Annotated in this window: 15 protein-coding genes; 5 read left to right on the forward strand and 10 right to left on the reverse strand. The window is 68.5% G+C overall.

The features are described from left to right. The first annotated feature begins 729 nt into the window (after nucleotides 1-729). Together MFF01_RS12605 and MFF01_RS12610 are read left to right on the forward strand one after the other, a co-directional pair. Nucleotides 730-2355 (forward strand): porin, encoded by a 1626-nt coding sequence (locus MFF01_RS12605; protein ID WP_238225795.1) that lies wholly within the window; start codon nucleotides 730-732, stop codon nucleotides 2353-2355. 266 nt (nucleotides 2356-2621) lie between these two features. Then, entirely contained in the window at nucleotides 2622-3551 is a 930-nt protein-coding gene (locus tag MFF01_RS12610) for an amino acid ABC transporter substrate-binding protein (RefSeq protein ID WP_238225797.1), read from the forward strand. A 170-nt stretch (nucleotides 3552-3721) separates the two neighbouring features. On the opposite strand, the gene MFF01_RS12615 is transcribed toward MFF01_RS12610, so the two are convergent. Both MFF01_RS12615 and sseA read right to left on the reverse strand, forming a co-directional pair. After that, complete coding sequence (locus tag MFF01_RS12615; RefSeq protein ID WP_238225800.1) at nucleotides 3722-4564, reverse strand: urease accessory protein UreD; 843 nt, start codon at nucleotides 4562-4564, stop codon at nucleotides 3722-3724. 31 nt (nucleotides 4565-4595) lie between these two features. Beyond that, a complete protein-coding gene (gene sseA / locus MFF01_RS12620) occupies nucleotides 4596-5441 on the reverse strand; it encodes a 3-mercaptopyruvate sulfurtransferase (RefSeq protein WP_238225801.1) in 846 nt (281 codons plus the stop codon). A gap of 223 nt (nucleotides 5442-5664) precedes the next feature. Here sseA and MFF01_RS12625 point away from each other — a divergent pair, with 223 nt between their 5' ends. Together MFF01_RS12625 and MFF01_RS12630 are read left to right on the forward strand one after the other, a co-directional pair. Next, nucleotides 5665-5862, forward strand: coding sequence for a hypothetical protein (locus MFF01_RS12625; RefSeq protein ID WP_238225803.1), 198 nt, complete (start codon nucleotides 5665-5667; stop codon nucleotides 5860-5862). Nucleotides 5863-5871: 9 nt separating this feature from the next. Further along, on the forward strand, nucleotides 5872-6228 hold the full coding sequence (locus MFF01_RS12630) for a hypothetical protein (RefSeq protein ID WP_238225805.1): 357 nt from the start codon (nucleotides 5872-5874) through the stop codon (nucleotides 6226-6228). Here the strand turns inward: MFF01_RS12630 and MFF01_RS12635 are convergent. Together MFF01_RS12635 and MFF01_RS12640 are read right to left on the reverse strand one after the other, a co-directional pair. Continuing rightward, nucleotides 6209-7420 (reverse strand): GNAT family N-acetyltransferase, encoded by a 1212-nt coding sequence (locus MFF01_RS12635; protein ID WP_238225807.1) that lies wholly within the window; start codon nucleotides 7418-7420, stop codon nucleotides 6209-6211. The genes MFF01_RS12630 and MFF01_RS12635 overlap by 20 nt on opposite strands. Further along, complete coding sequence (locus MFF01_RS12640) at nucleotides 7420-8832, reverse strand: lipopolysaccharide biosynthesis protein (RefSeq protein ID WP_238225809.1); 1413 nt, start codon at nucleotides 8830-8832, stop codon at nucleotides 7420-7422. The genes MFF01_RS12635 and MFF01_RS12640 overlap by 1 nt, the downstream gene beginning before the upstream one ends. 275 nt (nucleotides 8833-9107) lie before the next feature. On the opposite strand from MFF01_RS12640, the gene mntR reads away from it, so the two are divergent. Then, the gene (gene mntR, locus MFF01_RS12645) at nucleotides 9108-9560 is read left to right on the forward strand and encodes a manganese-binding transcriptional regulator MntR (RefSeq protein WP_238225811.1); all 453 of its coding nucleotides are present in this window, start codon (nucleotides 9108-9110) and stop codon (nucleotides 9558-9560) included. 31 nt (nucleotides 9561-9591) lie between these two features. On the opposite strand, the gene MFF01_RS12650 is transcribed toward mntR, so the two are convergent. The 6 genes from MFF01_RS12650 to MFF01_RS12675 form a co-directional block, all read right to left on the reverse strand. After that, nucleotides 9592-10872, reverse strand: a complete 1281-nt coding sequence (locus MFF01_RS12650; protein WP_238225813.1) for a type III PLP-dependent enzyme — start codon at nucleotides 10870-10872, stop codon at nucleotides 9592-9594. Nucleotides 10873-10877: 5 nt separating this feature from the next. Then, nucleotides 10878-12386 (reverse strand): AMP-binding protein, encoded by a 1509-nt coding sequence (locus tag MFF01_RS12655; RefSeq protein ID WP_238225815.1) that lies wholly within the window; start codon nucleotides 12384-12386, stop codon nucleotides 10878-10880. 4 nt (nucleotides 12387-12390) lie between these two features. Beyond that, nucleotides 12391-12669: an acyl carrier protein gene (locus MFF01_RS12660; protein WP_238225817.1), complete on the reverse strand. Its 279-nt coding sequence runs from the start codon at nucleotides 12667-12669 to the stop codon at nucleotides 12391-12393. A gap of 97 nt (nucleotides 12670-12766) precedes the next feature. Beyond that, a complete protein-coding gene (locus tag MFF01_RS12665; protein WP_238225819.1) occupies nucleotides 12767-13684 on the reverse strand; it encodes a transglutaminase family protein in 918 nt (305 codons plus the stop codon). Next, on the reverse strand, nucleotides 13681-16200 hold the full coding sequence (locus MFF01_RS12670; RefSeq protein ID WP_238225821.1) for a circularly permuted type 2 ATP-grasp protein: 2520 nt from the start codon (nucleotides 16198-16200) through the stop codon (nucleotides 13681-13683). Before MFF01_RS12670 ends, MFF01_RS12665 begins: the two co-directional genes overlap by 4 nt. Next, nucleotides 16197-19466, reverse strand: coding sequence for a transglutaminase family protein (locus MFF01_RS12675; RefSeq protein ID WP_238225823.1), 3270 nt, complete (start codon nucleotides 19464-19466; stop codon nucleotides 16197-16199). Before MFF01_RS12675 ends, MFF01_RS12670 begins: the two co-directional genes overlap by 4 nt. Between the last annotated feature and the right edge of the window lie 283 nt (nucleotides 19467-19749).

Below are 19749 nucleotides of genomic sequence, written 5' to 3' on the forward strand. Positions count from 1 at the left end.
CCCGTGTCCGAAGGGTGATCCGTCCACAGGGTTCTCGCGAAATGCGTCGTTGCCCCGCTCTTCAACCGAGGGGAGCGGACCGGGCGCTCGGCCGACCGCTCGAGGCGTCCGATGCGCGAGGCTACATCGAAGAATGTCGGCGGGCCCGTTCGCCGATTGGGCTGCGAGACGATTCGTGTTCGATTCCCACGAATGGCGGGCGGGAATCATCCCGCTCGGATTCTCCCGATCGGTCGGGGGCCTGTGGATGACGGCCTTTCTACCGCGATCGGCTCGGTCCGGACGACCCTGGATCACCGGATTAGGCCCCGATGTTCGCGCTGAGTTCACCCTGAGCAGAAAGCGTTCGCGTTCGAACGATTTTGGAGCAGGATTCCGGCATTCTTCTGCCGATCTGCTTGGTTTCGCGGCGCTTTCAGCTCCGGGAAGGCAGCCTGCCTGCCCGGAACACGAGAGGGAAAGCCACGCGACGTCATACATTTAGCCGCCTGCACAACGTTGCAAGGCCGCAACAGCAGAGCGGAACCGCTGTACCGTTCACGTTTTCGAGTTGCCCGGCGGAACCGCGTCGCACAGAGTGTTGGGGCGCTGGTACACCAGCGGCGCACCAGAATAATCCAGCGGATACGCTCGGCTACCAAAAAAAAAGGATCACACGGGTCGCGATCTCAAGGATCGTCGCACCCGTAGTTGTCCATTCCTCGGGTCTCGAAGCTTTTGGAGATATCAATGAAGCTCTTGAAGAGCTCGCTTCTCGCCTCTGCTGCTGGATTTGCAGCCGTTGCCGGAGCACAGGCAGCCGACCTTCCGGTCAAGAAGGCTGTTCCGATCGAGTACGTCCGGGTTTGCTCCGCTTATGGCGCCGGCTTCTTCTACATCCCCGGCACCGATACCTGCATCCGTCTCTCTGGTCGCGCCCGCCTTGAGGTCGCCTATCAGCCGAGCAACGCCCGCAGCAGCCTCGGCAACGCCGGCGACACCACCGGATATCGCGGCCTCGCCCGTATCAACGTCGACGCCCGCACCCAGACGGCCTACGGCACCCTGCGCGCCTTCACCCGCCTCGAATTCGCCTCGCGCACCGGCGCCGTCGGCGGCCTCCGCTCCGGTACCCAGGAGCGCATCGGCAACGCTTTCTCTGCGACCGGGCAGGATCAGAACGGTCGCGTCCAGCAGTTCGTAAGCACCGAGAAGGCGTTCATCCAGTTCGCCGGCCTCACCGCCGGTCGCGCCTCCTCGTTCTTCGACTTCTACGCGCACGACTTCGAACTCGCGGGCTCGACGGGTGGTTCGGACCTCGCCTCCACCAACCTGCTCGCCTACACGACCAAGCTGGGCGACGGCGGCCTCTCGGCCACGGTCTCGCTCGAAGACCCGTCCTTCCGCCGCAACACCATCTACTCGCAGGAATCGACGACGGTCGGCGCCCCCTCCCGCGTTCTGATCTCGACCAGCGCCCTCGGCGTCCCGACCTTCGGCACCGTCGACGTCTCCCAGCGTAACCGCATGCCCGATTTCGTCGGCGTGCTGCGCTACGACGCCGCCTGGGGCTCGGCCCAGCTCTCCGCCGCCGTGAAGGAGCTGAACACCAGCAACATCATCGGCAGCCCGACGATCGTCGGCGTCAACAACGGCTTTGCCGGCAACTTTGCGGGCGGCAGCGCAGGCGCCTCCAGCGATTACGGCTGGGCCGTGCAGGGCGGCGTGAAGATCAACATGCCGTTCATCGCCCCCGGTGACACCCTGTACCTGCAGGGCGCCTACGGCGAGGGCGCGACCCTCTACACCGGCTTCTCGTCCTACAACGGCAGCTACGCCTCCCGCGTGAGCACCATCAGCGCCGCCGCGTTCGACCCCTACATGTCGGATGCCACCCTCAACCCGCTGACCGGCAAGATCGAGCTGTCCACCAGCTTCACCGCCGTGGCGTCGTTCCTCCACTACTGGTCGCCCGAGTGGCGCTCGGCCCTGTTCGGCAGCTACGGCGAGATGGCCTTCGCCCGCGGTGCCCGCGAGGCCAACGCCCTCGCGTATGCCGGCTCCGCCTTCGCCGGCACCACGGCGTCGAACAACTTCGTCGGCGCCCCGGGCACCCGCTCGTTCGCCCTCAGCCCGACGCTTCGCGACACCTACCAGTTTGTGGTCGGCAGCAGCCTGATCTGGTCGCCGGTGAAGGACCTCGATATCGGCGTCGAGGGCTTCTACACCAAGGTCGGCCTCCAGAACGGTCGCGTCATCGACCAGTACAACAACGGCCTGACCACGGCCGCTCAGATCAACGCCGGCGCCGCCGTCCGGACCGTGACCTCCGCGGACACCTACCAGGTCCGCATGCGCGTCCAGCGCGACTTCTAAGTCGTCCGGACCATCGGATCCGGCGTCGAAGGACCTCGGATCCGACCGCTCCAATCGTCATCGAAAACCTGAACTGGCCCGGCTGCGAAGCCGGGCCTTTTTACGTTCCGGCCGTGCTGGCGCGGCACGCGGATTGCGTTACAGGGAGGTGTGCATCCCAATCGATGCTCCAAAACAGCGATTGCACCGTGAAGACGCGCCGTTAAGCTGTGCGCCAGCCTCAGCGACGGCCGTTGCGGTGATCGCCCCCGGGAGTCAGCCTGCCCATGCGTTCGTGTCATCCCAAATCCGCCCTCACGGCGGCGTTCGTCGCCCTGGCCGTTACGGCGACGGCCCTCGGCGGAGCCCAGGCCCAGGACCTGACCGGCACCCTGAAGAAGATCAAGGAAACCAACCAGATCACCATCGGCTACCGGGATGCGTCGGTGCCGTTCTCCTACCTCGACAACGATCAGAAGCCCGTCGGCTACGCCCTCGAGATCTGCAAGAAGATCGCCGAGGCAGTGAAGGTCAATCTCAAGCTTCCGAACCTAGAAGTGAAGCTGAACCCGGTCACTTCGGCCACCCGTATCCCGCTCATTGCCAACGGCACCATCGACCTCGAGTGCGGTTCGACGACCAACAACCCCGATCGTCAGAAGCAGGCGACCTTCACCAACACCCACTTCCTCACCGCCACGCGCTTCGTTTCGAAGAAGAGCGCCAAGCTCGACAAGATTGACGATCTGAAGGGCAAGACCGTGGTCTCGACCTCGGGCACCACCAACATCCGCCAGATCAACGAGATCAACACGGCGCGCAACCTCGGCCTCACCATCCTTCCGGCCAAGGACCATGCCGAGGCGTTCCTCATGGTCGAGACCGGCCGCGCCGTCGCCTTCGTGATGGACGACGTGCTCCTCGCGTCGCTCGCCGCCAGCTCCAAGGATCCGGGCGCCTACGCCATCTCCAGCGAAGCCCTGTCGAAGCCCGAGCCCTACGGCATCATGCTGCGCAAGGACGACGCCCCGTTCAAGGCCGTGGCCGATGCGGCGACGGCCAAGCTCTATCAGAGCCCCGAGGGCAAGGCGCTCTACGACACCTGGTTCACGAAGCCGATCCCGCCGCGCGGCATCAACCTGAACCTGCCCATGAGCGAGGCCATGGTGAAGACCTTCGCTCACCCGAGCGACAGCCCCGATCCGGCCGCCTACTGAACCTGAGACCCGAGGGGGCTCCGGCGATGCCGGGGCCCCTTTCGTTTGAGGATAGTCGGAAAGCGAGTTCTGGAAGGGATCATCCCTTCGGTGGGGGTCGGGCAGAGCCCGACGTTCTTTCCATGGCTCTGCCCTGGACTCGCGAAGGGCTCGGCCCTTCGAACCTCGATCTACGTTTGCCAGACCCTCGGGAGGGGCACGCCGCGGTAGCCGACCAGGACATCTCCGGCGAGCCGCCGCAGGGCCGCCGGATCTTCGCCGAGGAAGCGCACCACGAGGTGGCCGTTCCAGGCGCTCGCCGCCGCCGCCACGCCCTCGGGCGGCGTTGCCGCATTGAGGAGCGAGCGCATCTCCTCCAGGCGCGCCTCGGCGCCCGGCGCCGCATCGATCAGGGTCGCCATCGCGCGCGCTCGTCCTCCGATGGCGGCACGCGCGAGGATGTCCGAGACCGCGCCGTCGAGGCGCACCGAATCGGCATAGACGAGGCGTCCGTCGCGGCGGATGCGCCAATGGTCGTGGAAACGGCCCTCGGTGATCCGCTCGGCCCGTGCCACCCGACCGAACGTCACCGCCTCGAAGGCAAGGAATCCCGCATCCCCGGCGAGATCGACGTCGAGGGAGCGGTGCAGGTTCACCCCGTCGAACAGGATCGTCTCCTGTGGCAGGAAGGCGAGATGCCCCCCCGGCGCCACGGCGATGCGAGTCCCGACGGTCGTCCGTGGTCCGTCCGAACGATAGATTTTTTCGGCCGCCGTCGTGGTGAGCACGACGCTGCCCCCCGGCCCAACCGCGACGGACACACTGAAGCTGTCGCCGCAGGCGATGCCGCCGGCGCTGTTCAGGAGCACCGCCTCGCACGGCCCCGCCGGCCCGCGCGGCAGACGCACCCGCAGGGGACCGGATTCGGCGATGTCGAGAACCCGGGTCTCGGACCCGATCCGAGCGACGCGCAGATGGACGCGTCCGTCCGAGCGCTGGCGCAGCGGTGGCGCGGGACGGTCGGGGAGCGTCACGACGGCCTGTGCAACGGCGCGGGCCGCCGGGTCATGCGCCGGTCGCGACGGGTCGCTTCGGGTCCGAGCCCCATTCCGACCACGAGCCGTCGTAGAGCGCCTGCGGCGGCCGGCCGAGGGTCTCGAGGGCCAGGGCCACAATGGCGGCGGTGACCCCCGATCCGCAGGTGGTGATCACCGGTCGGTTCAGGTCGACGCCGTTCGTCGCGAACACCGCCTCGAGGGCCTCCGCATCCTTCAGCCGCCCCTCGCTCTGAAGCGCTGCATAATGGACGTTGCGGGCGCCCGGCATGTGTCCCGGTTGCACCCCGGGGCGCGGCTCGGCTTCCTCGCCGCGAAAGCGCGGGCCGGAGCGGGCGTCGACCACCTGGGCGGAACCGGATTCGAGAGCGTCGGCAACGTCTTGCGCCCCCGCGACCGCTCCGGCGGCGAGGCGGGCATTGAACGCTCGGGCCTCGCGCGGCCGTCCCTCGCCGGTCTCGACGGCGCCGCCGCCCGCGACCCAGGCCGGATACCCGCCCTCCAGAATCGCCACGTCGCGCGCCCCATAAACCTGCAGCATCCACCGCACCCGGGGGGCCGCGAACAGGCCCATGCCGTCGTAGACGACGATCCGTGAATCCTCGCCGATGCCGAGGGCGCCGACCCGCGCGGCGAACACCTCCGGGCGCGGCAGCATGTGCGGGAGACCCGAGGTCTCGTCGCTCACGGCGTCGATGTCGAATCGGACGGCGCCGGGAATATGCCCGGCCCGGTACTCACCCGCCGCGTCCCGCCCCTGCGCCGGCAGGTACCAGGAGCCATCGAGAACGATGAGATCGGGATCGCCGATCCGGTCCTTGAGCCAATCCACGGTCACGAAGGGCGTCGTCGCCATGATGCTTGGATTCCATACGGCGTGAGGGAAGGGAGACGTCATCATATCCCGCCGCGGCCTGCCTCCGCCACCGACCCGGCGCATGCGCAGAGGTCGGATTCTCGCGGGTCAAACCGCCCGCGATGCCCTATGTCATCGCTCGTGCCTTACGGAAAGCGGAGCCTTCGCGCCTTTGTCCTCCCGCGAAACCTTCCACATCGAAATCCTCGGGCCCGAATCGGGGATGGACGGCGAAGACGCCGTTCGCCAGCGGGTCTCCGTCCGCGTCGGCAGTCTCGAAGGGGCGACGGAACGCGCCCTCGGCCTGTTCGCCCGCGCGCGAGCACCGCAGCGTGGCGGGGGACCGGCCGAGGCAGTGCGGGTCATCGACGGGGCCGGCACGGAGGTATTCTTCCGCAGCCGCTTCGACGAGCCGGCCTGAGTCGATCCCATGGGATGGCGCCTCTTCCTCGCCCCGGTCCTGGTCCTGGCTTTCGCGGCGCTCTTCGTGCGCTGCTACAGCCTGCCGCCGGCGCCCGACCGCCGCGGTGGGACCGTCGTCGTCCTCGATTGGCCGAACCGGCCGCTCTTCGGCAGTCCGCGCGGCGACTGTCTCGATGTCCCTGCCTCCGATGTTCCGATCGCCTGTCTCATCGGTTCCGTCGCCCGGTCGCAGGCGGGCATCGTCCTCGTGCGTCTTCCCTTCTGCGCGACCTGTCACGACCTCTCCCAGCGGATCGCCGCCCTCGGGCGCGACCCCGACGTCGTCACGGCGGCGCAGGCACGGATCAGTCGCTTCGGCTGGTAGCGGACGCCGCTCCGGTCTTGAGCGCCGCGCGCGTTCGTGCCCGGCGGGCCAGCCACCGGCTCAGGCGGGCGCGAAGGCCTTCGAGCCGCCGCGCGAAGCCGAACAGGGGGTCGCCACCCGGTGTTTCGATGAGGATGTGTGCCAGGGGCATTCGCTCGGCCCAGAACGTCTCGGCGAGCTGAAAATCCGGCGGCGCGCAGGAATCGGCTCCGGCGAGGGTGCCATCGGCGATCAAACCCCGTGTCATTTGCTGGAGCAGTAGGGCGCCGGGGGAGTCGCGCGCCACTGCCTCCGCGAACGAGATCTTGAGACACCACGCCCGCGTTCCGGTGATGTAAGTGATTGCGCTGGCAAGGGTCGTCCCGTCTCGACGCAAGCGGTCGATCCGCACCCGCCCCCGTGCGCCGAAGGCGGCCACGGAGGCATGCAGCAACGCGACCTCGCCGGGGGCGTCGCCGAGGGCCGTCCCGGCCCGGCCCTTCCATCCGGCCCCTTCGAGGGCGATGTAGTCGTCGAGGGCAGCCCTCAAAGAAATAACGTCGCGGACGCTCTCGAACTTCAGGGGGGCGAGGCGCTCGGCCGAGTGGCGCAGGCGCCTTTTCCGTCTCGGCGATAGACGATCGAGGTATTGCGCACGGTCATTGTTCCCCTGAGCCGACGGGTCGAACACGGCGCGGCTGTGTGGCCAGAACCGTGCCCGGGCGAGTCCCTGACTTCGACAGGACCGTTCGAGCAGATCTGCGAAGGGACCGCTCGTCGGAACATAAGTCAGCATTGCACGGGGTCCGCCGAGGCGCCCCATAGCCTGCAGCAGCGCGTCGAGGGCACCGGCCGGCGCAACCGGATCGAGGAGTGGAACGCCGAACACGCCGTAGCCGTGCATCCACCCCATGGCGAGGCGCAGGGGAATGCCCCACCGCAAGCGCTGGCGCCGGTACGGCCACACGGCGCGGAGTTGCAGTCCCGGTTGCTCCGGTGGACGATCGCCGACCAGGATCACCTCGACCCCGTCCCCGAACGCATCTCTGGCGGCGAGGGCAAAATCGGGGTCGTAGAACAGGTTCTCGACGAAGGGGTTCAGGCTGAGGGCACGCCAGGCGGCAAGCCAGGGGGCGGCCGGATCGAGGGGCCGGAGGGCGGCGATGTTGCCGTCAGACAGTCGCACCGTCGTGGCGGTGTCGGCCCAGTCCATCAGGCGGCTCGCCAGCGCCGGACCAGACCGGCGACGCCAAGGATATCGTAACGCCACGCCATGGCCGCGACGCCGGTGAGAAGGATCACGAGTTCAAGAATCACGGTCGCGGTCGTTCGCCCGGCGCTCGCCGCCTCGATCGACGCGATGGCGAGCCGGCAGGCGAGGGCCGTCGCTCCGATCACGGCGACATCGCGCCAGGGTACGGGCATGCGGATGCCCGTCCGGTCACCGGCGATGAAGACGAGGCAGGCGAGCGCCTGCCCCAGGACGACGGCGGTGGCCGCACCCGCGATGCCGTAGGGCGGGATCAGGACGGCCGAGAGGCCGGTGATGGTGACCAGAAGGGTGACGGACGCGATGGCGTCGAGGCGGCTCGACGCCGAAAAATAGATCACCTGTCCGAAGTAGTACGACCGCAGCATGAGGAACACGCTCGCGGCGATGAGCAGGGGGGCCACGCCGAGGGCGGCGGTGCGATAATCCGGCCCGAGCAGAACGACCACGACAAGATCGTCGAAGGCGAGGAAGAACACGCCCCCGAAGGCGGCAATGACGGCCATCAGGCGGGCCGCGTCTTCCAGCACCGGCCGGGCGGCGTCCATGCCACCCTCCCGGGCCTCCCGTTTGGCGATGGAAACGAGGGCGAGGGCGATGCTGTCGCCGAACACGACGAAGCTCTGGCGCAGAAAGTCTGAGAACGCACCGTAGGCGCCGAGTTCGGAGACCCCGACACTTTGGCCGATGATGAGTCGATCGATGGTCTGCGCGAGGGCGGCGGCGGCGAACGAGAGGACGAGGGGCCAGCCATAGTCGAGGAGACGCCGTGCCTCGCTCCAGCTTCCGCGCCCGCGCAGGAGGGGCCCGATGGCACGGAGCGGGGGCAGGGCGGCCAGAAGGTTGGCGATGGCCGTTGCCATGAGGAGATCGACGGCGTGGCCGGTCCAGAGGAGGACTCCGCTTCCGAGCCCAAGAACGAGCACGGCGCGCAGGACGATGGCGGCGGCGACGGCGCCGACCTCGAGGCGGGTCCGCGCGATCTCGCAGGCGCCCTCGAACACCATCATGCCGAGGACGGCGACGACGATGGCGGCGGCGGCCCCCGCCTCGACGATCCCGAGCCACGCCCCGAAGGCGGCCAATAGACCGGCGAGTCCAATCATCGCCCCCAGGAGCCGCATCACGGTGCCGACCTGGCTCGCCGCCCGCGCCTCGTCATAGAGAGCGAAGAACGAGAATTTCGGCCACTGACAGGTGGCGCCGTAGAGGACGAGCGCCCAGGAGAGGATCAGAAGGTAGCCGCCATAGGCTTCCGCTGGGGCGAGCCGGGTGAAGACCGCCAGGGACGCCATGTTGAGGGCCGCGCCGACGCCACGCGAACCGACATAGGTTAGGGTGTGACGAGCGATCATCGTCGTTCCGCCGACGCGGGGCCGATTTCAGGGGGTCGCGTCGTTGTCACGTGCGCCTTCCGCTCTCGCCCGTCGGCCGGACTGACCGAAAGGCCTAGCACGGCGACGTTGCCGAGGCGTCAACGGGGAAAGGGCTGCGTGGTATCGGTCGCTCACCCACGCCGACGTGTTCGGCTGGCGCGTACAGGGGGTCCCCATCGGCCGCGGCCTTCGTTACACAGCCGGGATCAGGCGCCCTCACGGAGCGCTCGAGGGAGAGGGGACCCGCCAGTCAAATGCAGGATGTGCCGCGATCCGATCCCGCCCCCGCGCTCGTCGATCCGGACGTGCACGTCGAGAGCTTTCGCCAGGCGCGCGAGGCGCGCCGCCTGGAACTCGTCGAGGACTACGTCGAACTCATCGCCGACCTGATCGGTGATGGCGGCGAGGCGCGCCAGGTCGATATCGCCGCCCGCCTTGGTGTCGCCCAACCCACCGTCGCCAAGATGCTCAAGCGTCTGGTGGAGGACGGCCTCGTCCAGCAACGGCCGTATCGCGGCGTCTTCCTGACGGCGGCCGGTCAGACTCTCGCCGTCCAGAGCCGCGAACGCCATCGCATCGTCGAGAAGTTTCTCTGCGCCCTCGGTGTGAGCGCCGAGACGGCTCGGCGCGATGCCGAGGGGATCGAGCATCACGTCAGCGCCGAAACCCTCGAAGCGTTCCGGCTGTTCTGCGAAGGCAAGCCGTAGTGGCCCGGCGCCCGGTCCTCCAATCCCAGCACTATCGCTCGATCAGGGTCGCTCGCCCCTCGTCGACAAGGATTTCTGCCGGCAGTGGATGGCTGAGAAAGCCCGTCGGGCTCGCGGTGAGGGCGTAGGCGCCCGATTGCAGCACGGCGATGAGATCGCCGGCAGCGAGGTCCGGCAGCAGCGCAGCCCGTGCTAGAATATCAAGGGGCGTGCACAAGGGGCCGACCACCGACCATGGCCTGTGCACGGCGTCTCCCTCGTCCAACACAGCGGCGACGGGATAGTCCCGCTTGACGATCTGCCCAAGGTTGCCCGAAGCGGCGAGGTGATGGTGCATCCCGCCGTCGGTGATGGCAAAGTGTTGGCCGCGTGAGTGCTTCACGGCCCGGACCCGTGCCACGTAGAGTCCCGCCGGCCCGGTAAGGTAGCGCCCCGGCTCTAGGACGATGCGTGCGGTGGCGAGCCCCGGTTCGACCGCGATCATCGTCTTCAGGGACGGAATGCCGGCGCGGATCGCGTCGAGATCGAGGGCCGTGTCGCCGGCGAAGTAGGGAATGCCGAGGCCGCCGCCGAGATCGACCGTATCGAGGGGGCGATCGATCCGGGCGGCGACCCGTGCCGCCAGCCGAAGGCCGTAAGCCCACTGGGCGAGGAGGGTCGAGGCCGACAGGCCCTGCGTCCCGGCGAACAGGTGCAAGCCCACGAGGCACAGATGGCTTTCCGCCTCAATGCGGTCGACAACGGCGTCCAGCTCCTCCTCGTCGAATCCGAAGGGCGAGGGCTTGCCGCCCATGCGCATGGCACCGCCCTGGGCATCCGGCCCGGGGTTCACGCGGATCGCCACGGAGATGCGACGGCCGTGACGCGCGGCCGCTGCCGTGACGCGCGCCATCTCCTCGACATTCTCGAGGTGGATCTCACCGATGCCCCCGGAGACGACCCGTTCGATATCGGCGTCGCTCTTACCCGGCCCGGCGAAGAGGATCCGTTCAGGAGCGACGCCGGCGGCGAGCGCGGCTGCGTACTCGGCGCCCGAGGCGATCTCCGCGCCCGCCCCCTCGTCGGCGAAGATGCGGATGATATCGGGGCGCGGGTTCGCCTTGACGGAATAATCGACCTCGGCAAAACCCGCGACGGCCTCCGACAGGGCGCGGTAGGCCCGGCGCATGAGCGCCGCATCGTAGACGAAGAACGGCGTGCCGTAGGTCTCTGCAAGGGTAGCAAGGTCCAGTCCCCCGACTTGCAGAACGCCCCCGCGTCGGGAGAAATCAGCGGCGATCAGGCGCTGGGCGAGGCTCTCGGCGTCAGCCATTTCGATCAGATGTCCTGACGGTCCACGGCGAGGCGTTTGTAGTCGATCTTGCCGTTGGGAGTGACGGCCAGGGCCGCGACAGATTCGATGGTGCGCGGCACCATATGGGGTGCCACGGTCTCGCGGAGCGTTCGCAGGGCGGTTTCGGGGGGAGGACCACCCTCGACGGGCACGCCGATCGCGTGGAGGCGCTGGCCGATGTTCGGATCGGGCAGGCCGATGACGGCGACGGCGTCGAAGGCGCCCGTCGCCATGAGGGCGGCTTCGACCTCACCCGGACTGACGCGAAAGCCTGATGTCTTGATCATCGCGTCGTCCCGCCCGACGAACGAGAAGTAGCCGTCCGCATCCTCGACGACGATGTCGCCGGAGCGACACAGGGGCGGCCCAAGGGGGTCGAAAGGATCCGGAACGAGGACCTTGGCGGTGTCCGCCGGCCGATTCCAGTAGCCGAGCGAAACGGTGGGACCGCGATGCATGAGGATCCCGGGTTCGCCCGGCAGGGTGCGGCGCCCGTCGGCGGTGACGGCGAAAATTTCGGTCTCCGGGATGGCGCGACCCATGGAGCCGGGCCGGGCCTCGAGTTCCTCGGGCGGAAGCCAGGTGGACCGAAAGGCTTCCGTCAGACCATACATGAGGACGATGCGCGTCTGGGGGAGGGCGCGGCGCAGGCGCGCGACCGTCTCGAGGGGCACGGCGCCGCCGGAATTGGTGATGTAGCGCAGGCTCGCGAGGTCGGCCTTCGCCAGCCGCGGCGCCGCACGGGTCAGGAGGGTCCATAGGGTCGGGACCCCGGCGAGCCCGGTGATTCGATGGGTTTCGATGGCGCGCACCACCTCGTCGCCGAACCGGACATCGAGGAGCACGAGGCAGGCACCCTGTTCGACGGCGGTGAGGAGCTGGTTCAGTCCATAATCGAAGGCCAGTGGCAGAACCGAGAGGATGCGTTCGTCCGGCGTGATCTCGAGGTAGGTCCGTACGATGCGGGTGCCGGCGATCAGATTGGCGTGCGAGAGCATCACGCCCTTGGGCAAGCCCGTCGACCCCGAGGTGTAGAGGATCGCCGCGAGATCCACGGGCGGAGCCGGACCGTCCCGTGCCGGCAGCGTGAGCAGGACACCCCCGGTCGCCGGTTCGCAGCTCGCCGTCTCGCAGGTCACCGCAAGCGTCTCGCCAAGCGTCGCCCGCAGGGCCGGCTCGGTCACGAGGGCGCGCGCGCTGCAATCCTCGACGATGTGTCGAACCTGGGCCGGGCGCAGGCTCGGATGGATCGGAACGAAGGCCGCACCGGCCTGCGCGATGGCGAAGAGAGCCACGCATTCTGCGATGGACTTCGGAAGCAGCACCGCGACCCGGTCACCCGGCGCGATGCCGGCATCGACGAGGTGGCCCGCCAGCGCCGCGACGCGGCTGCGGAACGCCGCGTAGGTCAGGCGCTCTTCGCCTGCCACGAGGGCGAGACGGTCGCCGGCCGGCCCTTCGAGGAGGTGTCGAACGTGCGTCGGGCCGGGCATGGTGTCAGGCTTGGGATCGCTTCGAAGCGACATAGCCCGCGAGGGCGTTGATGCTCTCGAAATGGGCGAGGGCGAAAGCATCTTCCTCGATCTCGAAGCCGAAGCGCTCGCCGAGCTCCATCATGAGATCGAGCACGCCGATGGAATCGAGGGCATCGCTCGTGACGAGAGACGTCTCGGCGGTGACGGATTCCGGTGAGAGGCCCGGATTGCGTCCGAGGATGAACGCGCGGATCGCCTCGCGCGCCGCGTCTAGCGGCTCGATGTCGTGTCTTTCGTTCAAGGCTCACACTCCACCGGCCGTCCCTCGACGGACGCTGCCGCGCTTAAGCCATGCGGGGCGCGTGTGTCCATGCAGACGTCCCGTCGGTCGACGGTCGTCAGACTGTTTCCGCGTCCGCTATCGGAAGCGGTTCGGGCATCGCCTCGCCGTCCGGTATCACGTCGACCTCGACCTTGAGCTTCTGCGAACCCGACGAAGAGACGATCCCGTCGATGGGCGAGACGTCCGTGTAGTCCCGCCCCCGGGCCACCACGATGTGATCGTCGCACATGGCGATGCCGTTGGTCGGATCGAGGCTGATCCATCCCTCGCCGCACCAGACCGAGACCCAGGCGTGACTCGCATCGGCGCCGCGCAGGCGCGGACGCCCAACCGGCGGGATCGTGCGCAGGTAACCGCTGACGTAGGCGGCCGGTATGCCGAGGCCCCGCAGGCCCGCGATCATGATGTGGGCGAAGTCCTGGCAGACGCCAGCCCTGAGGGCGAAGGCCTCCTCGAGGGGCGTGCGGACGGAGGTGGCCTTGGCGTCGAAGCGAAAATCCGCACGGATGCGCTGCATCAGGTCGTAGGCGCCGCTATGGGCGCTGCGTCCTGGCGGAAAGCTGAGCCGTGCGTAGTCCGTCACGTCCTCGACCAGGGATACGCGCTGGCTCGGGAACAGGTAATGCACCGGCGCTTCGGGTCCGAGCGAGCGCTGCGTCAGGGTATCGTCGCGCACCCGCTCCCACGAAGGGCCGGCCTCCCGCGCGGGAGGCGGCGGCCGCTCGACCCGTACCCGGGACAGCGCCTCGACGCGAAACTCCGTATGCGGCGTATCGATGGTGACCGACGTCACGTCGAGGCCAAAGAAATCGCGGCGCACCGCGCGCTGGCGGGGTTCGGGTGAGACCGTAAGGGAGCTTTCCAGAACCGTCTGGCCCTCGCCGTCCGTCGGCCGGAGGCGGAGACCGCAGCGCGCGAAGCGAACGGGCCGGGCATACCGGTACGTGGTCAGGTGGCGCAGTGTGTAGATCACCCGAGGCCCACGAGCTTTTCCGGCCGCAGGGCGTTCGGAGCGTTTGGAAAGTAGCGGGTCGCGATGGCGTCGGCCAGGCGCTCGAACTCGCGGCTCAATCGCGCGAGGGAGGCACCGTCGAACTCCGACGCCTCGCCGGTGGAGAACTCCGAGGCGAGTTTCGCGGCCAGCCGTTGGTGAGGCTCGGGCAGGCCATCGACCCGCAGGGTCGGCAGGCGCGTCAAGTGCTGCTCGATGGCTTCGATCTGGAACGCGACGGAGCGCGGATTGAAGGGATCGAGGAGCACCATGTCACGGACGGGGTCGAGGGCGGCGCCCTGCATGTAGCGCGCTCCGAACGCGATATGCGAATCGCAGAGCGAGAGCATGATGCCCAGGTCCTCGGCGGTCGCGGCGTCGCCCGCGAACTGGGTCGCGAAGGCGCAGGTGTTGATGACGCGCTCGATGCGCCGGCCGAGATCGACGAAGTGCCAGCCGGGCGTGCGGATCATGTTCTCCTGCGCCAAGCCGGCGAGGGCCGCGATGAGGCCGAGCCCCCGCTCGGCGAGGCCGACGAGCTCGGCCTCCGAATAGGCCCGCCCCTCGCCGATATCGAGGAGGTCCGTCAGATCGGCCAGAACACGCCAGGCCTCGCCCGACAGGCGTTCGCGCAGGATTGCCGCGTTGGCGCGGGCCGAAAGGCTGTGGCGCAAAGCCGACCCGTAGGTCGCGTGTCCGCTCAGGGCTTCTCGCGCCAGGATCGCGGTGGGAAGATCGGGGCCGGAGATGGCCCCCCAATCGTCGAGGAGCGACCGGATCCGCAGGGAGGTCGGCGACCGCGCATCGCTCACGAGATAGGCGTTCACCGCGGCACCGGCGCCGCCGAGATGGGCTCCGACCAAGCGGATCACCGCTTCGGCCCGCTCGACGTAGCGCCCGAACCAGAACAGGTTGTCGGCAGCCCGCGACGGCAGGTGCCCGGCGATGCGGCGCACCCTCTGGGCGGTGGGCTGGATGAGCGGGACCTCATCCACGGGACCGTCGGACATGATCCAGACATCGGCGGCCTTGATGCCGGCGCGCATCTCGCCGGGATCGAGGTCGGGACGCTCCGAGATCCGGCAGAAGCCCCCGGGCATCACCCGCCAGCCGTCCGGCGTCATGGCGGCGAACACCCGCAGGGCGAACGGACGCGGCACGAGGCGCAATGTACCGCCCGTCCGATCCCAGCCGGGCGTCGTGGCGAGCGGCAGACGCTCCTGGGCGACGTAATCGAACGGCCGGTCCCGCAGGGCTGCGACGAGGCGTTCGCGATCGGCCCCGAACGTGAGGGGCCCCATGATCGCGTCGCGCGCCATCCCCTTCGGCGGCGTCGCCACGGGCCGCAGGACAAGGGCGTCGAGGTTGTCGCGCACGTGGACGAGATTGTCGGGATCGCCGCACCACCAGGTACGCGGTCCCGATAGACACAGGTCGCGTCCGATGAGCCGGCGGGCGATACCGGGCAGGTAAGCGGCGAGGGCACCCGATTCGAGAATGCCGGAGCCCGGCATGTTGCCCACAACGAGGCTGCCATTGCGCAGAGCCTCGATCAGGCCGGGCACGCCGAGACGCGACGAGGGGTTCAGTTCCAGAGGATCGACGTAGTCGGAATCGATTCGGCGCCAGAGGGCATCGGCCCGCTTCAGGCCGGAGACCGTTCGGACGTGCAGGGCGCCCCCCTGCATCACGAGGTCGTCGCCCTCGACAAGGAGCAGGCCGAGATAGCGCGCCAGCACCGCCTGCTCGACATAGGTCGAGCTGAATGGGCCCGAGGTCAGGAGACAGATGCGCGGGTCGCTGCGCTGGGCGCCCTCCGCAAGCCCCTGGCGCATGGCCTGGAAGAAGGGGGCGAGGCGCTCGACGTGGAGATCGGTGTAGAGGTCCGGAAAGGCGCGGGTCAGCACCATCCGGTTCTCCAGGGCGTAGCCGGGTCCCGAGGGGGACTGAGTCCGGTCGGCCAGCACCTGCCACCGCCCGTCCGGACCTCGCGTCACGTCGGCCGCGTAGAGCTTGAGAAAGCGGCCACCGGGGGGAACCACACCGGCCAGGGGGCGCATGAATTCGGGGCTGCCCGCGACGACCGCCGCCGGCAGGAGGCCGTCGGCCACGAGGCGGTTGGAGCCATAGATGTCGGCGAGGATCGCCTCCATCAGCTCCGCTCGCTCGACGATCCCGGCACTCAGGGCTTGCCAGTCGGCCGCCTCCACCACGAAGGGAAGGGAGCCGAGCGGCCAGGCGTGGTCGCGCTTGTCGCCGTAGATACGGTACGAGATCCCGGTGTCCCGGATGTGGCGTACGGCCGAGACGAAGCGGGCGGCGATATCCACTTCGGTAAGGTCGCCGAGGCGGTCGAGAACCCGGGTCCAGGCGGCCCGCGGTAGGCCCGCCTCGTCCACGAACGCATCGGGCACGCCCGGATCCGGCCGATAGCTCCGGGTCCACCGTGCCAGCCGTTCCGCCCGCCCGGAGCCCTCCGCTTCGGCCGTATCGGTCATCGCGGGGCCGGGCTTCGCAGATCCAGGGTCATGGGGAACTCGCGATTCGTCTCCTCGACGGGCATCTCGACCTTGCCGGGGGTATGGCCGTGCGCCTGGAACCGCGCGAGGCGGCGTCCCTCCGCCTCGTAGGTGTTGACCGGGAATGTCTCGTAGTTCCGCCCGCCCGGATGGCTGACGTGATAGCGGCACCCGCCAAGGGATCGGCCGCTCCAGGCATCGAGGATGTCGATGGTAAGGGGTGAGTGCGCGGGAATCGTCGGGTGTAGCGAAGAGGCCGGCTGCCAGGCCTTGAAGCGCAGGCCCGCCACCGCTTCACCGGCCGTGCCCGTACCGGTCATGGGAAGGCGGCGACCGTTGCAGGCGATGACGTGCCGGCCGGGGACGAAGCCCTCGACCTTCACCTGGAGCCGCTCGACGGAACTATCGACGTATCGCACGGTCCCCCCGATGGCCCCTTCCTCGCCGAGCACGTGCCACGGCTCCAGGGCCTGACGCAATTCCAGTTTCACGCCACCGTGCTCCACCATTCCAAAAACGGGAAAACGGAACTCCCGCTGCGCGACGAAGGCGGCCGGGTCGAACGCGTAGCCCGCCGCGGCCAGGTCCTCCAGCACGCCGAGGAAGTCGGCCCACAGGAAGTGGGGCAGCATGAAGCGATCGTGCAGGCCCGTGCCCCAGCGGACACAGCCGCCCGTCTGTGGCTCGCGCCAGAGCCAAGCGACGATGGCACGCAGCAGGAGCTGCTGGGCGAGGCTCATGCGCGGATCCGGTGGCATCTCGAAGGAGCGAAATTCGAGGAGGCCGAGACGCCCCGTAGGGCCGTCGGGAGAGTACAGCTTGTCGATGCAGATCTCTGACCGATGGGTGTTGCCTGTGACGTCCACGAGGATGTTGCGGAAGATACGGTCCACCAGCCAGCGCGGAATGTTCGGCTCGTCGGGTTTCGGGACCTGCGCCATGGCGATCTCGAGCTCGTAGAGACCATCGTGGCGCGCCTCGTCCATGCGCGGAGCCTGGCTCGTCGGGCCGATGTAGAGGCCGGAAAACAGGTACGACAGGGCCGGATGGCGCTGCCAGTAGAGCACGAGGCTCTTCAGGAGATCGGGGCGGCGCAGGAACGGCGAGTCGTCGGGCGTCGCCCCGCCCATGACCACGTGGTTGCCGCCGCCGGTACCCGTGTGGCGCCCGTCGGTCAAGAACTTCTGGGCGCCGAGCCTGATCTGACGGGCGTCCTCGTAGAGGTCCGTGGTGATCCGCACGGCATCCCGCCAGCTGGGAGCGGGATGCACGTTGACCTCGATCACGCCGGGATCGGGCGTGACCTTGATGACATTCATGCGCGGATCGAACGGCGGCTCGTAGCCCTCGATCTGTAAGGTCTGTTTCAGCTCGGACGCCGCCTCCTCGATGAAGCCGAGCAGTTCGAGGTACTCGTCCACCCGCTCCAGCGGCGGCATGAAGACGTGGAGCACGCCGTCGCGCGGCTCGACGGCGAAGGCCGTGCGGACGGCGACGCCCGTGATGCCGGATCCGTTGACCGTCCCGGCGCCCGCATTGCCGTCGGGCAGGGCGCCCCGGGTCTCGAGGGGATCCTGGGGTTGATAGTAGGGATAATGCGCGGGCGGTACGTAGGGCAGCGACGAGAGGGGCAGCCGGAAGCCGATGGGGGAATCGCCGGGGGTGAGGAACGCGTGACGGCGCCGGAACTCCCAAGTTTCCGAGATCCACACGCGGTCGGCCGCGCCGTCCTTACCCGTGGGCAGACTCGCGAGCGGAAGCGCGTAGCCGGCGGCGACGCCGAGACCGCGATCGAACACCCGGGCCATGCGGGCATTGGTTTCGGGGTTCGGAAACCGCGGTTCCGATGTCGTGACGTTGACGGGCAGTTCGTCACGCTTCTCCGTCCAGTAGGTCGGATCCTCGAAGGCGGGAAACACGTAGGCCGTAAGGCCGAGGCGCTTGGCGACTCCGTCGATGAGGGCCTTGGCGTCCGTCGCGTTCGCGGTGCGCGGTCCGTCCTCGGCGGCGATGAGGTCGGCGTCCTTCCAGACGGGGATGCCGTCTCGGCGCCAGTACAGGGCGAAGGCCCAGCGCGGCAGGCTCTCGCCGGGATACCACTTGCCCTGGCCGTAATGCAGCATGCCGCCGGGCGCGAAGCGGTCGCGCAGGCGGCGGATGAGCTTGTCGGCGAGCCCCCGTTTCGTCGGCCCCACGGCGGCGGCATTCCACTCTGCCGATTCGAAATCGTCGATGGAGACGAAGGTCGGCTCGCCTCCCATGGTCAGGCGCACATCCTGTGCAACGAGATCCTCGTCGATGCGGTCGCCCAGCGCGTCCATGGCGGCCCAGACGTCGTCGGAGAATGGCTTGGTGATGCGCGGCGCCTCCGCCACGCGCGTCACCGTCATTTCGAAGCCGAATTCGACCTCGGCCGGCTCGGCGAGGCCCGAGATCGGCGCGGCGGAGTTGTAATGCGGGGTGGCGGCGAGCGGGATATGGCCTTCGCCGCAGAGGAGGCCCGAGGTGGCGTCGAGGCCGATCCAGCCGGCCCCGGGAAGATAGACCTCGGCCCAGGCGTGCAGATCGGTGAAGTCCTTGGACGTGCCCGCCGGACCGTCGACGGCCGTGGTGTCCGGAACGAGCTGGATGAGGTAGCCCGAGACGAAACGGGCGGCGAGCCCGAGACGGCGCAGGATCTGCACCATCAGCCACGCGGAATCGCGGCACGATCCGCTCTTCAGGGTCAGCGTCTCGGCGGCGGTCTGCACCCCCGGTTCCAGGCGGACGCCGTACGTGATCTCGCCCGCCACCTGGGCGTTGAGCGCCACGAGGAACAGAACGGTGTTCGACTCCTCGGGCAGACGGCCGAGAAACGAATCGACCTCCGGCGCCATGGCGTCGTCGAGGACGAGATAGGGCTTGAGTTCCGCCGTGAGATCGTCGGCATAGGTGAAGCCGCGGGTCTGGGCATAATCCTCGACGAAGAAGTCGAACGGATTGATCACCGACATGTCGGCCGTGAGATCGACCTCGATCTTCAACTCGCGGGTCTTCTCCGGAAAAACCAGGCGGGCGAGCCAGTTCCCATTCGGATCCTGCTGCCAGTTGATGAAGTGGTTCTCGGGCAGAACTTTGAGGGAGTAGGCCGGTACGGCCGTGCGGGTATGCGGCGCGGGACGCAGTCGGATCACCTGGGGGCCGAGCGCGATCGGCCGGTCGTAGGTGTAGTGCGTGACGTGATGCAGGGCGGCTTTGATCGACACGAGGACTCCCACAGGGCCAGGGCGTGGGGCCGGACAGGCGCGGGCGCCCGATCAGGCCGCGAGGGTCCGGGCCACCGCCCTGCGGTGCTCCCGGGAGAGGCGTTCTTCAAGCCATACGCCAACGGCACCCCGCGTGCGATGGTTTTGCGGTCGAGCGCCTTCGGTTCCAAGTGGCATTGCAGGGCGCCTTGGATGGCGAGGTCGCATCGAAGCGAGTCTGTAAGCAAGTTTCGTGCATGGTCCGAGCCCCGGAGCCGCAGTGGGAACAGAGTCCGATTCCGCA

The organism is Methylobacterium adhaesivum, from assembly GCF_022179065.1.
Lineage (GTDB): Bacteria > Pseudomonadota > Alphaproteobacteria > Rhizobiales > Beijerinckiaceae > Methylobacterium > Methylobacterium adhaesivum.

Bases quoted from the DNA above. Each gene is read 5' to 3' on its own strand.
- MFF01_RS12610 (WP_238225797.1), top strand. From the start codon at position 2,622: ATGCGTTCGTGTCATCCCAAATCCGCCCTCACGGCGGCGTTCGTCGCC.
- sseA (WP_238225801.1), bottom strand. From the start codon at position 5,441: ATGGCGACGACGCCCTTCGTGACCGTGGATTGGCTCAAGGACCGGATC.
- MFF01_RS12655 (WP_238225815.1), bottom strand. From the start codon at position 12,386: ATGCCCGGCCCGACGCACGTTCGACACCTCCTCGAAGGGCCGGCCGGC.
- MFF01_RS12670 (WP_238225821.1), bottom strand. From the start codon at position 16,200: ATGACCGATACGGCCGAAGCGGAGGGCTCCGGGCGGGCGGAACGGCTG.
- MFF01_RS12605 (WP_238225795.1), top strand. From the start codon at position 730: ATGAAGCTCTTGAAGAGCTCGCTTCTCGCCTCTGCTGCTGGATTTGCA.
- MFF01_RS12650 (WP_238225813.1), bottom strand. From the start codon at position 10,872: ATGGCTGACGCCGAGAGCCTCGCCCAGCGCCTGATCGCCGCTGATTTC.
- mntR (WP_238225811.1), top strand. From the start codon at position 9,108: ATGCAGGATGTGCCGCGATCCGATCCCGCCCCCGCGCTCGTCGATCCG.
- MFF01_RS12630 (WP_238225805.1), top strand. From the start codon at position 5,872: ATGGGATGGCGCCTCTTCCTCGCCCCGGTCCTGGTCCTGGCTTTCGCG.
- MFF01_RS12625 (WP_238225803.1), top strand. From the start codon at position 5,665: ATGGACGGCGAAGACGCCGTTCGCCAGCGGGTCTCCGTCCGCGTCGGC.
- MFF01_RS12640 (WP_238225809.1), bottom strand. From the start codon at position 8,832: ATGATCGCTCGTCACACCCTAACCTATGTCGGTTCGCGTGGCGTCGGC.
- MFF01_RS12635 (WP_238225807.1), bottom strand. From the start codon at position 7,420: ATGGACTGGGCCGACACCGCCACGACGGTGCGACTGTCTGACGGCAAC.